Here is a 14,685-nt window from a genome sequence, read left to right on the forward strand (position 1 = left end):
TTTCTTGATATACATGGACTTAATAAAAGTAGTTTAATTACTAATAGTTACTAAACTTAGAGTCAGCCACTTTATCTTTTGCTATATATTTGGCTAACTTTTCATAAACAGGTAAATAACCTTGTTCCATTCGAACATCGCTTCCCACCCGAAGATTAACAACAGCAAGGCACTTGTTGCCCATACTTAGGATAATCGGCCAATATTTACGGACGAGTGGCACAATATGACACTCTTGCAATAGTTTTTCGACTGATTTTTCCCTCTGTCCCGACTGAATCACATCACCTTTGGCCACATTTCGGAGTACCGCCGGCTGCTCCAACTCCTCTTCTGACAAACCTCCCTTAAAGGGTAATAAAACGAAACCGTTTTCCAACAAAATATCTTTCAGACGGCCTCGAACTTCGCTACCATTACACCAAGGCAGTTTTTGAAACTCACTTTCCTGACAAACAAACAGCTTATCCCGATATGCGACCAGTTCTCCGTCTGACAAATTCAACTGCGCCTGATCTGCGGTTTCCAATACTCGGGCAAAATCGACAATACTGTGATAAGAAGGCAATGATTCCGTTTGCTTTCGCAAAAAATACCAAAGCAGCCGACGACGCAAAAGCGGCGTACATTTCCGCCACAGACTGATGCTGAATATTCCGCTTGGACTGATGCGCTGGTATTCAGACTCAATCAATTCATCTAAAAGATGCAAATCTTCCTGCAATAATCGAACATTGGCACAAATTTGCTGCTCAAAATTCGGAATACGCTGCTGCCATTGCGGCAAAGCCTGATTTCTCACCCAATTGCGTAAATAGCCGGAGTCTTCATTACTTTCGTCTTCGACAAAAGACAGCCTCCACTGTTGCGCATACTCAGCCAATTCCTGACGGGAAAATGCCAAAAGCGGCCGCCAAATTTGAGTCTCTTCATTTAAATCACGCCATACCGGCATGGCCGCCATACCGCGCAATCCCCCCCCGCGCACAGCCGACAGCATAAATGTTTCGATTTGATCATTGCGGTGATGGGCCAAAACAATAATTTTTTTCAGGCCGTCTGAAAATGCCTGATATCGGGCAGCCCTGGCCGCCGCTTCCAAGCCTTTTCCTTGTTTTTCCACATTAACACGGCACACCCGCAAGGCAACATCCAGACGCTGACAATAATCCTGACAAAATTTTGCCCAACTGTCGGCATTGGTGCTTAAACCGTGATGAACATGAACGGCACGCAAATCAAAATGGCGAAATTCGCGCATCCGATGCAAAAGATGCAGCAGGACGACAGAATCCAATCCACCACTCAAGCCAACTTCAAAAACAGTGTGGCTCGGCAAATCAGGAAAAGCTGCTTGAAAACTTTTAAATAGGGAATCAGGGGATACTTGCGACATTTCAGACGACCTGAAATTGTGAATTACTCAAAAATAGAACACAAAAAAAGCAAGCAGCGACATCTGCTTGCTTTTTCAGCAGTCAAACTTATTTATCGGTAAATTTACCGTAAGCCATGATGCGGTCAAAACGGCGAGAAAGCAAGTCAGGCATGGTCATACTTTGCGCTTCGCTTAATTGCTGTTCCAAAACGGTTTTAACGTTTTTCATCGTGGTTTCAAAATCACGGTGTGCGCCGCCCAAAGGCTCATCAATCACTTTATCGATGACATCCAATTCTTGCAGGCGTTTGGCGGTAATACCCAATGCTTGCGCGGCATCTGCTGCTTTTTCAGCAGTTTTCCAAAGAATAGAGGCGCAACCTTCGGGAGAAATCACCGAATAAGTCGAGTATTGCAGCATATTGACGTAGTCGCCGACAGCCACTGCCAAAGCGCCACCCGAGCCGCCTTCGCCAATGATGGTGCACAATACCGGCACATGCAGGCGGGTCAGTTCGTACAAATTACGGCCGATGGCTTCAGACTGGCCGCGTTCTTCCGCGCCAATGCCCGGATACGCGCCCGGGGTATCTACAAAGGTCATGACCGGAATATTGAATTTTTCGGCAGTCTGCATCAAGCGCAGTGCTTTACGGTAACCCTCAGGACGCGGCATACCGAAATTACGGCGGATTTTTTCTTTGGTATCGCGACCTTTTTGATGGCCGATAACCATCACGCTTTGGCCGTTGAAACGCGCCAAACCGCCGACAATGGCATGATCGTCAGAATAATGGCGGTCGCCGTGCAATTCTTCAAAATCGGTAAAAATACCGTTGATATAGTCCAAAGTATAAGGACGTTGCGGATGGCGGGACACTTGTGAAATTTGAGCCGGAGTCAGCTTGCTGAAAATCGACTTGGTCAACTCGCTGCTTTTCTTTTGCAGTCTGGCAATCTCGTCGGAAATATCGACAGCCGATTCGTCTTGTACGAATCGCAACTCGTCGATTTTATTGGTTAATTCGGCGATGGGTTGTTCGAAGTCCAAAAAAACGGGTTTCATAAAACAAAGCTCTCGGTAACGGTTGCTGACATGATACGCTAATCAGACGTATTTGACAGCATTTCTCAAAGGGAAACTGCCATCTTTTGCAATAAAAAATCTTTCAGACGGCCTTTAACAAAGAAATAGTATATCTGCACTAAATGTATGGCGTGCCGTATCTTATGATAAACTTCAATTCAGTTCAATCATTTCAAACAGGCTATGAAAAACGATCATGACAATTCGTCCATGCGCTTGGACAAATGGCTGTGGGCCGCGCGCTTTTTCAAGACCCGCGCGCTGGCACAAAAACACATTGAGCTGGGCAGGGTTTTGGTAAACGGTTCGAAGGTAAAAAACAGCAAAAATATTTCCGCCGGCGACACCATCGACATGACTTTGAACTCCCTACCCTACAAATTCAAAGTCGCCGCGCTCAATCATCAACGCCGCCCGGCACCGGAAGCGCGTTTATTGTACGAAGAAGACATGAAAACGGCTGCCGAACGCGAAGCTCAAAAACAACTCGACCAAGCCAGCCGCATCAGCGCCGCTTATCCGGACGGACGCCCGACCAAACGCGACCGCCGCCAGCTTGACCGCATGAAGCGCGATAGCTGGTAAAGCGTTTCATCCATTTCATCCATTGTTTCAGACGGCCCTATATTCATGCCGTCTGAAAACCAAAAACAGGCAGGACATCCTGCCTGTTTTTTATTTGTGATGATTAAAATTTATATTCTAACTGACCGCGAATAACGTTCACGTCCTGCTTATCCGTACCAACGGTAGGCGTAACCTGTTTGCCGGCCAAATAGAAGCCTTTAAGTTTCCAGTTTTTCCAAGGAATATAGGTCGCACCAATTTGCACGCCTTGGACGTTTTTGCTGTAATCCTCAACAGAAGAGACACCGGACAACGAACCGACACGGCGGTAGTTCAAGAATACGTCGTAAGAATTGCGAACGTTCCAGTCGGCCGATTTATAGCGCACTTCAGTGAACACGCCGTCATTTTTGATTTTTTGTCCGGCATCATTATAAGCTTTGATATTGGACTTGCTGACCGCGGCCATCCAACGCCAATCGTCATTAAATTTGATGTCCGTACCGATTTCCCCGAAGACCGCATTTTTCTTCGCGCCGCGTACATCGATGTCTTTCATGTAGCTGACGGTTGCGCCGACGTTGATATTCTCATTCACAGGCAACACGCTTTGAATCGCGGCAAAATGTCTGCGGCGGCCGCCGATGCCCCATGCGTTGTCGTTCAGATTGCCTGTACGGCGGCCCGCATAGATTTTGGTCGGCAGGGTTTTATTGTCAAAGAAGATTTCGCCGCCGGTGACTTCGGTATCCCATACGCGGCCGTATGAAGAGAACGCGCCAAATTTACCGACACGCGCTTTGATGTTGTTGTACACAGTGCCTTCGGCATACAGTTTATTGACCGGCACATCATGATCGCCGTTAAATTTACCGGTTTCCAAATCGATATTCGGCTCGATTTGCGCTACCAATTTCCAATCTTTGTACAGTTTTGCGCGTAACCAAAACTCCGCGTTGAAGTTGACATTGGTGTCTTCAGGCGTCGGGTTAACGCTGCTGTTGTTGGCATTGATGTCTTTGGTATCCGCACGTACGCGCAAACCGCCGTTCACAGTCAACAAATCATTGAAAATGCTGATTTTATCGTCATCTTTGCGAATGATGCTGCCGGAATTGACATAATCGTTGGTGGTGGCCAAAGCCGCCGCATCACGCCCGCCATCAGCATTCTCTGCCAATGAATAAGATGATGAAGCCAATAAAATACAGGTTGCAATCAGTTTGGTTTGAAATTTCATGCCGACTCTCCAAAAGAAGGTATTGAAAGTGAAGTATTCGATAAAGCGTACAAAATCGTGGATTTTGTAAAAATTATTCATTTTGTTTACTAATTATTTTTATCGTATGTAAATTAGTGTAATCAGTCAAGCAGATTTAAACGCTTTATCCGCTTTCAGACGGCCTCTTGATTCAGGTCAAACAGAAGCCTGCATATCAGGTTGTTCAAACTGCCGTTCCAAGGCATCGGCCAATGCCGTCCTGCGTTTTTGGTGGCATCCCACAGCCTTAACCAATTCCTCTGCATTTCCCCAGAACACGAAACGTTCACGCGCGCGGGTAATGGCCGTGTAAAGCAAAGCCTTATCCAATCCTCGGGCTTCCTCTTCGCCCTCCGTCGTTGCAGGCACTGACGGCGGCAACAGCCATACTTCCCGATATTCCGAACCTTGGCTCTTGTGCACCGTCATGGCAAAAGCCGATTCAAAATCGGGCAAACGGCTGATGGCAATTTTTTTGAATCCATCTTTCTCAGGAAAATAGGCAGACAAGCCATTCAACGATTCTTCATCTTTCATAATCAGCCCGATGTCGCCGTTAAACACTTCCAGCATGTAATCATTGTGGGTAATCATGATGATCTGTCCGGCAAACCAAGGCATTTCGCCCGAAACCTTGCCCTGCCGTTGCAAATATTCTTGATAAGCCTGATTCAAATCATCCGCATCCTGCCGCCAAGCCGCCAATACCACCACATCGGCCGCATGACCGTAGGCGAGTGCGACATTATTCTCTGCCACGGCCTGCCAATAATCCTGTTGCTTTTGATACAGCAAGGCGACCTGCTCTTTCAGACGGCCTGATTTCATTTCCAACTCTTTGGGGAACTTGTCAAACTGTTCGACCGCAGTTTGCTTTTCCCCGGACACCACCGCCCTTGCCAAACAACCAATACCGCTGCCTGCGCCAAAACGATGGCTGAACGTCAATTTGGCATTGTTTTGCGATAAAGCCTGAGGCCGCTCTTTAATCTCAAAGCCATGATCGGGCAGATAAACTTCCAGCTTTTCAGCAGTTTCTTTATCCAAAGCCGTCGGACGCGACAACGCCGCCAATACGGCTCCCAAGCCAACCGACGGCAACTGGTTTTCATCGCCCAGCAACACCAGACGACAGCCGGTCGGCACGGCACGCAATAAATCCAACACCAGAGGCAAATCCAACATCGAAGCCTCATCCACCACCAAAACATCCAAAGCAAGCGGATGTTCATGATTGAACGCAGGACGCATTTGCGGCGGCCGCAATTTCAACAATCGATGGACAGTCTGCCCTTCCAGGTTTTCCAAATGCGCTTTAATGTTCGGAGATAAATCAAAGCCATCTAAAGCACGCTGCAAAGCCCGTGCCATATGTGCAGCCGCTTTACCCGTCGGCGCGGCCAACGCAATACGGGGCAGCTTCGTACTGTTATTGCAAATCAGGCCCAAAAGCTTTGCGACGGTCGTGGTCTTACCCGTACCCGGCCCGCCGGTAATCAGCATAAAGTTTTGCAGCAAGGCCAAAGCCGCCGCATCCCGTTGCTCTTTGCTGTCTTTAGGATCAAACCAATCACTCAGGCTTTTTGAAGCCGCCATGAAATTCACTTCTTCCGCCTCAGCACTTGCCAGCCGTTTGATTTCAACAGCCAAATCATGCTCCAACTGCCACATCCGCCCTAAAAACAATTTCCGGCCTTGCAGGATAAGCGGTTTATCCGCATTGCCGACCAAATTCGGCAAGTTGCTTAAGGCATCGACATCCGATTTATCCAAATAAATAAACGAATGCCCGTTTTGCAAGGCTGCAAACAGTCGAACCACATAAGGTTCAATAACGGATGCGCCCTGTACTTCGTGGCGGCGGAAAAACGCTATGGCCGCATCTGCTGCAGAGGAAAGGATAGAGTCGGTCGGGTTCATGGCTCAGGATTGATGGATACGGAAAAAGAAAGGCCGTCTGAAAAACAGCATCTCCATAAATGAAAACCTATTTTTCAGACGGCCTCTATTATACCGTTCAAAGCATAAAATATTTGCCTGAAATAATAACCTTATTGCAGCACTTGCAGGCTGCCGTCTTTCATGGTCATTACCCGGTCGAAACGCTCAGCCAGCTCGTCATCATGGGTCACCACAATCAGGCTGGTGTTCAATTCGCGTTTCAAATCCAGCATCATGTCCAGCACATTTTGCGCATTTTTACGGTCAAGGTTACCCGTCGGCTCATCCGCCAACAGGCATTTCGGCTCATTAACCAAAGCACGGGCAATAGCCGCACGCTGACGCTCGCCGCCGGAAAGTTCGCTTGGACGGTGCAGCATACGCTTATCCAAGCCGACCTTTTTCAGCATTTTGACAGCCTTCTCCTCAGCCATCGCCTTGGGCATTTTGCCGATTAAAAGCGGCATCATGACATTTTCCAAAGCAGAAAACTCAGGCAATAGATGGTGGAATTGATACACAAAGCCCAAATAACGGTTGCGCAATTCGCCCAACTGTTTTTGGCTCAAACCGCCCAAATCCTGATCCATCAGTATTACCTTGCCTTCAGACGGCATATCCAAGCCACCAAGAAGGTGCAGCAATGTGGATTTACCGCTGCCTGATGAACCAATAATACTCACGCTTTCCGCTTCGGCAACTTCAAAATCTAAATGATTCAACACTTGTACATTCAATGCGCCGTCATTATAGCTTTTGCCAACGCCGATACATTTCAAAATTGTCTTACTCATAACGCAAAGCCTCCGCAGGTTGGGTTTTTGCTGCACGCCAGCTCGGATACAGTGTGGCGATAAATGCCAAGCCAAGCGAAATGCAGGCAATAACGGCGACGTCCTTCAAGTTCACATCACTAGGCAGGTAATCGATGAAATAAACCTGTGAGTTAATCAAATGCACGCCAAACAGGTCTTCAAAAAACGCGACAATCTTGCCGACATTCCAACCCAGCAATACACCGCATACTACGCCCACAAGCGTACCGAAGAACCCCGCGAAAGCACCCTGCACCAAGAAAATCTTCATGACGCCGCCCGGGGACAAACCCAACGTGCGCAAAATCGCAATATCGGCTTGTTTTTCCGTTACCGCCATTACTAAAGAAGAGACGAGGTTAAACGCAGCAACCGCGATAATCAGCGTCAAAATGATGAACATCATGCGTTTTTCCAACTCAACGGCTTCAAAATAGCTGCGGTTGTTAAACGTCCAGTCACGCACCCATACTTCATCTTTCTTAGCATCTGGAATCAACTTGGCAATAAAAGACGGCGCATTCTGCGGATCAGCCAATCGTAAACGCAGCCCACCGACATTTTCTCCCAGTCGATACAAGACTTGCGCATCCTTGATATGCGTCATGGCCAATGTGTTATCGACTTCATAAACACCGGTTTTTACCACACCGACAACATTAAACTGCTTCAAGCGCGGCACTACGCCGGCAGGAGTGACATTACCCTCCGGCGTAATCACAGTAACTTTGCCGCCAAGCTCCGTACCCAATGCCTCAGCCAGCCCTTGACCCAAAATAATATCAAATTCGCCCGGCTTCAAATCATCAAAACTGCCGGCCGGCATATCTTTGCCGTAATCAACGACATTTTTTTCTTCAGACGGCAAGATACCGCGTATCTGTACACCGCGCACTTCTCCTGCATTGGCAAGCAAAGCTTGATCGGAAACATAAGGTGCGCTGGCCAATACTTCCTTTTTGTCTTTTACAAATTCGCGCAAATTCTGCCAACCCGGCGCACTGCCGACATCGTAATAGCCGATTTCCGCATGAGGTGCGACGTTCAACAATTGACCGCGTATCTCTTTCTGAAATCCGTTCATTACCGATAACACCACAATCAGCGCCGTTACGCCCAAGGCGATACCGGCGATTGAAATCATGGTAATAAATGACATAAAGCCGTTGCGTTTTTTCGCACGTAAATAGCGCAGGCCTATCCAAGTTTCTAAAGAAGCCATTCAAGAATGCCTCATTCGTTTGTCAAAAAAGGCTTATTGTACCGTAAAACCGACAGGTCGTCCGATTGCCCGACTGATGTGGCATTCAGGGATAAAGTGTATGTAAAACCATGTATCTTCCCGTAAATTCCGCCGAAAAACTTGCACAATCGGCCAATCGCCCTTATTCTGAAGCTGTGACTCGTTTTGTCACCATCAAAAAGGAAATACACTAATGAACAGCAAAAAATTCTTGGCCCTCGTATCCGTAGCTGTAGGTTTGTCATTCAGCTTCAATGCATATGCCGCCAAAGAAATCAAAATCAGTTCAAACAATACCGCTTACTCCGACGCCGATGTTCAAAAACTGGCAGCCACTGCTGTCGGCATGGGCGTAAAAGAACCTGTCAGCCTCAACAGCGGAAACGGTGTTGTTACCGTATCCGGCAGCAGCGCAACCAAATGCGCATTTAAAGTCGGCAACGGCGATACGCCTCAAATTCAAGGCGTCAGCTGCAAATAATCTGATTTAATCAATGAAAAGGCCGTCTGAAAGACTTTCAGACGGCCTTTTTATATTGCCATTTAAGATTGGATATTTCTTCTGTCGTAAACAGCCTGTGCCAAAGTACCGGCATCCACATATTCCATCTCGCCGCCCAAAGGGATTCCCCTCGCCAATCGGCTGACTTTATAAGGAAGATTTTTAAACAATTCTGCCAATACATACGCTGTCGCGTCGCCTTCGGCCGTGAAGTTGGTTGCAATGATAATTTCCTCAATATCACTCGCCTGCAAACGGGCAACCAGCTTATCTAATGCCACTGCCGAAATATCCATGCCCTGAGCCGGACTGACTTGCCCCATCAAAACAAAATACAGGCCATCATGGCAATTGGCCGCTTCCATACTGGAGACATCTGCCGGCATATGCACAATCATCAGACGGCTTTTCTCACGTTTTTCGTCCGCACAAATTTCACACAAATCGCCTTCGCAAAATGTATTACACATCCGACAATGCTGCACCTGTCTCAAAGCAAACTGCAAAGCATCCACCAACTCCTGCGCTTCTTCGCGTTTGTACTGTAAAAGCTGGTAAGCCATGCGTTGAGCGGATTTCGGGCCGACATTAGGCAGGATTTTTAATGCATTAATCAAGCGGACAAAGGCATCAGGATTTTTACTCATGATTTCAGACGGCCTTTTAAAAGATAGCTAAAAATAAGAAAACAGCCGGAATTCATCCGGCTGCCCTACTCAAATACTCTGCTTATTCGGCAGCATTATTAACTTGCTGTGCACCTTGCTTACGATCGATTTTCTTACCCAAATACTGGAGTAAATTATCGAACACATTGGCAGAAAGCTGCTGAACCAAAGCCTGTTTGGCAGCCGGAATCTGTAAATCGGCGTTTTCAGGAGCAGAAACGCTCTGAACTTCCATAATCACCGGTGCAGGCATACCTTCCAACAATGCGTACGCAGGTTTACCGCCGACAGGGCGCGCTTTCAGCAAAGCCGCATAAGCTTCAGGAGACATGGTTTTGCGTGCATCTTGCGCACTCAATTGTGAAACAGGCGACCATTGAACATCGGCAGCTTTACCAGCTTTCAACGCAGCCAAAGTTTCTTGGGCTTTCTTCTCTGCCAGTTTGGCGGCTTCAGAGCGCAGATATGCTGCACGGACAGTATCTTTGACTTCTGCAAATGGTGCAATTTTCTCTTCGCGCACTTCTTTCGCACGAATAACCCAAACGGTTTCGTTGTTGATGGCGATCACTTCAGAATTGTGTTTTTTCTTCAGCACATCGTCGCTAAACGCGGCATTAATCAATGCTTCAGGCAAGCCGGCTTCCTTCGCGCCCGCTTTGGTCACCCATTCATCCAGGCTTTCCACTTTCAAACCTGAATTGGCGGCTGCTTTTGCCAAAGAAGATGGATCATTAAAGGTATCTTCACCCAGTTTTTCTTTCGCAGCATTAAAGGCAGAAGCTGCTTTTTTCAGTTTCAAGGCTGCTTCGATACGCGCCTTGGCTTGTTCCAAAGTCGGCTCAGCTTCGACATTCAAAACTTTAATAACGTGATAACCCAAAGACGATTTAACGGTATCGCTGACTTCGCCTTTACCCAATGCAAATGCCGCTTTATCGAATTCAGGTCCAAAGCCGCTGCCACCGCTTTTGCTCAGATAGCCCAAATTGCCGCCTTTATTGCTGCTGGACAAGTCTTTGGAGTACTTGGCCGCTAGCTCGGCAAAAGCATCTGGGTGCGCTTTGAGTTCTGCAGCCATTTTGTCTACTTCGGCTTTAATTTCCGCATTGCTTGCTTCATCTCCGTTAGGCATAATCGGAATGAAAATATGCGCAATTTCCGCTCTTGGCGACAAATCTACGCTTTTGCTGTCATAAGCTTTTTGTACTTCTTCCGCACTGACGGTTTGCTTGTCAGCCAAATCTTTGATGTTTAAAGCCACATATTCCAGCTTAACGGCTTGAGGAATCAAGTAATCTTTCTTATGCGCTTCATAATACTTTTGCAAAGCCGCATCATCTACTTTTACTTGTGCCGCAAATGCTTCAGGGCTGAAAGTAAATGAACGGATGGTACGTGTTGCTTGAGTCAGGTTAATCAACTGACGCGCTTGCACATCGCTGACCAAAGCGCCGTTTTGCACCAAATTCAACAGATTTTGCAATTGGAACTGTTCGCGGATATCTTCAACAAACTGATCTTCGGTCATTTTGCGCTGATCCAAATACTTCTTGAGCAAATCCTGACTGAATTTACCGGCAGCATCATGGAAATTCGGATCATCCACGATAACTTGCTTAATTTGTTCCTGAGACACAGCAATGCCCATCAGCTTGGCACCCTGCTTCAGGTAAGCTCTTTGCAATAAAGATTGGAATATCGCATCACGCGAAGGCGCATTATTGCCGGCAGCCTGCTCATTTTGTATCGCAATCTGTAAAGCATGCTCGCTGACCTTCTCATCCCCGACTTTGACAATGTAATCAGAACCCGGCGAAGACAAATTATTGGCACCGAATCCGATAAAGGTCAAACCGATGATACCTAAAACAATCTGGGCGGGTGTTTTATATTTTTCAACAATATGGAACATATTTATCCGAAAGAAAAGTTTGGCGTGGCAGCCGGAAAATGCTGCCGCAAAAATCTTAAAATCCTGAAAACAGGCTCAAAGCGCGTATTGTAACGTATTTTTTCAAGGCTTGCTTTTTCAGACGGCCTAAAAACCTAAAAATGCCTTATCCGAAAATTTCCTGATACGCTTCTACTGAAAATCCGACATGAACCTGTCCTTCTTTGACCAATACAGGCCGCTTGATGATGCTGGGATTTTCCACCATTAAAGCAATCGCCCCTTCTTTTGTGGCGGCAGATTCTTGCGCATCTTTATCCAACTTGCGCCAAGTCGTACCTCTTTTATTGAGCAAAATTTCCAAAGCCGCCTGCTCCAGCCAGCCATCAATCAATTCGGCAGTCGGGGCGTTTTTCTTAAAATCTACAAACTCAAACTCGATGCCGTTTTCCGCCAACCAACTGCGCGCTTTTTTAACCGTATCGCAATTGGGAATACCGTATAGTTTTATCATCTTATTTATCCTTAGTTTTATTCATAAAATCACAAATTCAGGCCGTCTGAAACTTTTCAAACGGCCTGAATTGAATGCCACTTATTTCTTAGCAACTTTCTTCACTTTAATCTTCACGCTTTTGCCTTGCGCGTTATTTTTATGCCCGGCTTTGACGGAAGCTGTTTTCGCCTGCACTTTTTTCTTGCCTGCAGCTTTAGGTTTGCTTGGCTTAGCGGGCTTGGAGGCAGGTTTACTTTTCACCTTGCTCTTCTTTGCCTTCATGGGAGCAGCCAACGCTTCATCAATTTCTTTAGCCGACAGTTTACGCTTACGCTTTTCGACAGACTTGTCAGCAGCTATCGGCTTACTCACAGGTTTTGCTTTTCTACCTCCGCGTTTCTTACCGACTGAACCGCCGCTGATTAAGGTCAAATCAATCTTGCTGGTATCTAAATCGGCACGCGCGACTTTTACAGTGACCGTATCGCCCATATTGAAACGGACACCGCTGCGTTCGCCCTCAATCGCCATAATTTCAGGACGGAAGTTGAAATAATCCTCTCCCAAATCACTGATATGTACCAAGCCGTCGATATGAATATCGTCCAAGGTTACAAAAATACCGAAACTGGTCATGCCCGAAATCTTGCCACTGAAGACTTCACCGACTTTGTCGCGCATATAATAAGTTTTCAGCCAGTTTTCCACATCGCGGCTGGCATCATCGGCTCGGCGCTCACAGAAAGAGGTATGCACGCCCAAAGCCTCCCAGGTTTTATTGGGTTGGTAAGTTTGTCCGTTCAACACCGCCTTAATGGCACGATGTACTGTCAAATCGGGATAACGACGGATAGGCGAAGTAAAGTGTGCATATGCGCTATAAGCCAGACCAAAGTGACCGTCGCAATGCGGCTCATAAACCGCCTGCTGCATAGAACGCAACATCATCACTTGCAACAACTCCGCGTCCGGACGGTTTTTAAATTGCTCGGCAAGCGCAGCATAGTCTTTCGGCGTCGGATTATCGCCGCCCCCCAAACTCAGCCCCAGTAAACCAAGCTGCTCGCGTAAAGTGGCCAGTTTTTCGGGAGTCGGACCCAAGTGATTGCGGAATAAAGCCGTATGTTTGTTTTTCAGCAAAAATTCTGCCGCGCAAACATTCGCCGCCAACATACATTCTTCAATCAATTTGTGCGCATCGTTGCGGACGACTGGAACGATCTTGTCGATTTTACCGTTGTCGTCAAAAATCATCTGAGTCTCAACGCTCTCAAACTCAACCGCGCCACGCTCGAAACGTTTTTTCTGCAAGATTTTAAATAACTGATACAGAGTATCGATTTGCTGCTTAAACGGATGATCCTGGCCGTCTGAAATCCAATCCCAGACCTGATTGTAAGTCAGTCGCGCATGCGAACGCATTACTGCCGGATAGAAGCGGTATTCCTTGATATTGCCGGCATAAGTAATCACCATATCGCACACCATACACAGGCGTTCGACATCAGGATTGAGCGAGCAGATGCCGTTGGACAACTTCTCCGGCAGCATCGGAATCACACGGCGTGGGAAATACACGCTGGTACTGCGTTCCTGAGCATCTACATCAATTCCGTCATCAGGACGGACATAATGGCTGACATCGGCAATTGCCACCACCAAACGGTAATTGCGGCCGACTTTTTCAGCAAAAACCGCATCGTCAAAGTCCCGCGCAGTTTCTCCATCAATGGTTACCAGAGGCAAATCGCGTAAGTCCACGCGTCCTTTCAAGTCGGTTTTACGCACATGATCGGGAATTTTCTTCGCGGCTTTGACACATGCTTCGCTGAATTGATGAGGCAAATGGTGCTTGCGTACAGCAATTTCGATTTCCATACCGCTGTCGGCATAATCGCCCAACACTTCAATCAGCTTAGCCACAGCAGGACGATGCGCTTCAGGATACGTCTCAATTTCAGCCACAATCACCTGGCCGGATTGCGGTTTAAAGTGCGCCACGCTTTCAGGTTCCAGTACGATACTTTGGCTCAAACGCTTGTCTTCGGCCTCCAAAATGGCCACGCCGCGATCCATATAAAAACGGCCGACCACTTTAGACTGCGCACGCTCCACTACATCCAAAACCGTACCTTCACGACGGCCTCTGCGGTCGATACCGGCAGGACGAACGGTAACAATATCCCCGTGCATTACACCGCGCATTTGACGCTCATACAAAACGAAATCGCCCTCGCCTGTCGGCGTTAGCGGCACGGCAAAACCAAAACCGTCTTTATGCGCTTCGACACGGCATTTAACCAATGCCAATTTTTCTGCCGCACATACCGCGCCACGTCGGTTGATCAACACCTGACCATCGCGCGCCATCGCTTTCAGACGGCGTTCGAAGAATTCATATTCATCTTCTGTAATCGACAATTCATGTGCCAAAGCTTCGATCTTTGTCGGCACACCTTTTTGTTCCAATAATTCAATAACCCATTCACGGCTGGGCAACGGATGAGCGTAACGTTGTTTCTCCCGCTCCAAATATGGGTCTTTTTCTCGTAAATTTAAAGATTTAGTATTTTTGTTCATTTTGATAGTTGACATTCTTTTTTTAAAATATATAATAGCTGCTTCTTCGCAGTTCAGGTAGTCAACTGTACCTTAAATTGAAGAATAAAGCAAAGCCCAGGTGGCGGAATTGGTAGACGCGCTAGCTTCAGGTGCTAGTGTCCTCACGGGCGTGGAAGTTCGAGTCTTCTCCTGGGCACCAAATAATTTGGTGCTTCTTTGCTTAAGAAAATTTAAATTGCCCAGGTGGCGGAATTGGTAGACGCGCTAGCTT

General features: G+C 47.2%; 12 protein-coding genes and 2 tRNA genes (1 of these 14 cut by a window edge). 4 read left to right on the top strand and 10 right to left on the bottom strand.

Annotated features, from left to right (window positions below; all coding sequences use genetic code 11):
• Window positions 1–40: 40 nt before the first annotated feature.
• Together tilS and HMPREF2606_RS06465 are read right to left on the bottom strand one after the other, a co-directional pair.
• Window positions 41–1,396, bottom strand: a complete 1,356-nt coding sequence (tilS, locus tag HMPREF2606_RS06460) for a tRNA lysidine(34) synthetase TilS (protein ID WP_070843456.1) — start codon at window positions 1,394–1,396, stop codon at window positions 41–43.
• A gap of 88 nt (window positions 1,397–1,484) precedes the next feature.
• A complete protein-coding gene (locus tag HMPREF2606_RS06465) occupies window positions 1,485–2,444 on the bottom strand; it encodes an acetyl-CoA carboxylase carboxyltransferase subunit alpha (protein WP_049333774.1) in 960 nt (319 codons plus the stop codon).
• Window positions 2,445–2,648: 204 nt separating this feature from the next.
• Here HMPREF2606_RS06465 and HMPREF2606_RS06470 point away from each other — a divergent pair, with 204 nt between their 5' ends.
• Window positions 2,649–3,050: an RNA-binding S4 domain-containing protein gene (locus HMPREF2606_RS06470; RefSeq protein WP_003679090.1), complete on the top strand. Its 402-nt coding sequence runs from the start codon at window positions 2,649–2,651 to the stop codon at window positions 3,048–3,050.
• A 103-nt stretch (window positions 3,051–3,153) separates the two neighbouring features.
• Here HMPREF2606_RS06470 and HMPREF2606_RS06475 read toward each other — a convergent pair whose 3' ends face one another.
• The 4 genes from HMPREF2606_RS06475 to HMPREF2606_RS06490 all read right to left on the bottom strand — a co-directional run bounded on the left by HMPREF2606_RS06475 (window position 3,154) and on the right by HMPREF2606_RS06490 (window position 8,271).
• Window positions 3,154–4,353 (bottom strand): hypothetical protein, encoded by a 1,200-nt coding sequence (locus HMPREF2606_RS06475; protein ID WP_049348477.1) that lies wholly within the window; start codon window positions 4,351–4,353, stop codon window positions 3,154–3,156.
• Between the two features lie 96 nt (window positions 4,354–4,449).
• Window positions 4,450–6,213, bottom strand: coding sequence for an exodeoxyribonuclease V subunit alpha (gene recD, locus HMPREF2606_RS06480; RefSeq protein WP_070843457.1), 1,764 nt, complete (start codon window positions 6,211–6,213; stop codon window positions 4,450–4,452).
• 131 nt (window positions 6,214–6,344) lie between these two features.
• Complete coding sequence (gene lolD / locus HMPREF2606_RS06485; RefSeq protein ID WP_003679081.1) at window positions 6,345–7,028, bottom strand: lipoprotein-releasing ABC transporter ATP-binding protein LolD; 684 nt, start codon at window positions 7,026–7,028, stop codon at window positions 6,345–6,347.
• Window positions 7,021–8,271: a lipoprotein-releasing ABC transporter permease subunit gene (locus tag HMPREF2606_RS06490; RefSeq protein ID WP_070843458.1), complete on the bottom strand. Its 1,251-nt coding sequence runs from the start codon at window positions 8,269–8,271 to the stop codon at window positions 7,021–7,023. The genes lolD and HMPREF2606_RS06490 overlap by 8 nt, the downstream gene beginning before the upstream one ends.
• 214 nt (window positions 8,272–8,485) lie before the next feature.
• Here HMPREF2606_RS06490 and HMPREF2606_RS06495 point away from each other — a divergent pair, with 214 nt between their 5' ends.
• Entirely contained in the window at window positions 8,486–8,773 is a 288-nt protein-coding gene (locus HMPREF2606_RS06495) for a hypothetical protein (RefSeq protein WP_003683377.1), read from the top strand.
• A gap of 62 nt (window positions 8,774–8,835) precedes the next feature.
• Here the strand turns inward: HMPREF2606_RS06495 and recR are convergent, their stop codons facing one another.
• From recR to rnr, 4 genes are all read right to left on the bottom strand, one after another.
• The gene (gene recR, locus HMPREF2606_RS06500) at window positions 8,836–9,441 is read right to left on the bottom strand and encodes a recombination mediator RecR (protein WP_003679078.1); all 606 of its coding nucleotides are present in this window, start codon (window positions 9,439–9,441) and stop codon (window positions 8,836–8,838) included.
• A gap of 82 nt (window positions 9,442–9,523) precedes the next feature.
• On the bottom strand, window positions 9,524–11,377 hold the full coding sequence (locus HMPREF2606_RS06505; protein ID WP_070843459.1) for a SurA N-terminal domain-containing protein: 1,854 nt from the start codon (window positions 11,375–11,377) through the stop codon (window positions 9,524–9,526).
• Between the two features lie 145 nt (window positions 11,378–11,522).
• The gene (locus HMPREF2606_RS06510) at window positions 11,523–11,870 is read right to left on the bottom strand and encodes an ArsC family reductase (protein WP_070585426.1); all 348 of its coding nucleotides are present in this window, start codon (window positions 11,868–11,870) and stop codon (window positions 11,523–11,525) included.
• Between the two features lie 81 nt (window positions 11,871–11,951).
• Window positions 11,952–14,432, bottom strand: coding sequence for a ribonuclease R (gene rnr, locus HMPREF2606_RS06515; protein ID WP_141745177.1), 2,481 nt, complete (start codon window positions 14,430–14,432; stop codon window positions 11,952–11,954).
• Between the two features lie 94 nt (window positions 14,433–14,526).
• Here rnr and HMPREF2606_RS06520 point away from each other — a divergent pair.
• A tRNA-Leu gene (locus HMPREF2606_RS06520) sits at window positions 14,527–14,613 on the top strand.
• 38 nt (window positions 14,614–14,651) lie between these two features.
• Window positions 14,652–14,685, top strand: a tRNA-Leu gene (locus HMPREF2606_RS11135) (it continues 176 nt past the right edge of the window).

The organism is Neisseria sp. HMSC070H10, assembly GCF_001837635.1.
Classification (GTDB): domain Bacteria; phylum Pseudomonadota; class Gammaproteobacteria; order Burkholderiales; family Neisseriaceae; genus Neisseria; species Neisseria subflava_A.

Bases quoted from the DNA above. Each gene is read 5' to 3' on its own strand.
- tilS (WP_070843456.1), bottom strand. From the start codon at position 1,396: ATGTCGCAAGTATCCCCTGATTCCCTATTTAAAAGTTTTCAAGCAGCT.
- HMPREF2606_RS06465 (WP_049333774.1), bottom strand. From the start codon at position 2,444: ATGAAACCCGTTTTTTTGGACTTCGAACAACCCATCGCCGAATTAACC.
- HMPREF2606_RS06470 (WP_003679090.1), top strand. From the start codon at position 2,649: ATGAAAAACGATCATGACAATTCGTCCATGCGCTTGGACAAATGGCTG.
- HMPREF2606_RS06475 (WP_049348477.1), bottom strand. From the start codon at position 4,353: ATGAATAATTTTTACAAAATCCACGATTTTGTACGCTTTATCGAATAC.
- recD (WP_070843457.1), bottom strand. From the start codon at position 6,213: ATGAACCCGACCGACTCTATCCTTTCCTCTGCAGCAGATGCGGCCATA.
- lolD (WP_003679081.1), bottom strand. From the start codon at position 7,028: ATGAGTAAGACAATTTTGAAATGTATCGGCGTTGGCAAAAGCTATAAT.
- HMPREF2606_RS06490 (WP_070843458.1), bottom strand. From the start codon at position 8,271: ATGGCTTCTTTAGAAACTTGGATAGGCCTGCGCTATTTACGTGCGAAA.
- HMPREF2606_RS06495 (WP_003683377.1), top strand. From the start codon at position 8,486: ATGAACAGCAAAAAATTCTTGGCCCTCGTATCCGTAGCTGTAGGTTTG.
- recR (WP_003679078.1), bottom strand. From the start codon at position 9,441: ATGAGTAAAAATCCTGATGCCTTTGTCCGCTTGATTAATGCATTAAAA.
- HMPREF2606_RS06505 (WP_070843459.1), bottom strand. From the start codon at position 11,377: ATGTTCCATATTGTTGAAAAATATAAAACACCCGCCCAGATTGTTTTA.
- HMPREF2606_RS06510 (WP_070585426.1), bottom strand. From the start codon at position 11,870: ATGATAAAACTATACGGTATTCCCAATTGCGATACGGTTAAAAAAGCG.
- rnr (WP_141745177.1), bottom strand. From the start codon at position 14,432: ATGAACAAAAATACTAAATCTTTAAATTTACGAGAAAAAGACCCATAT.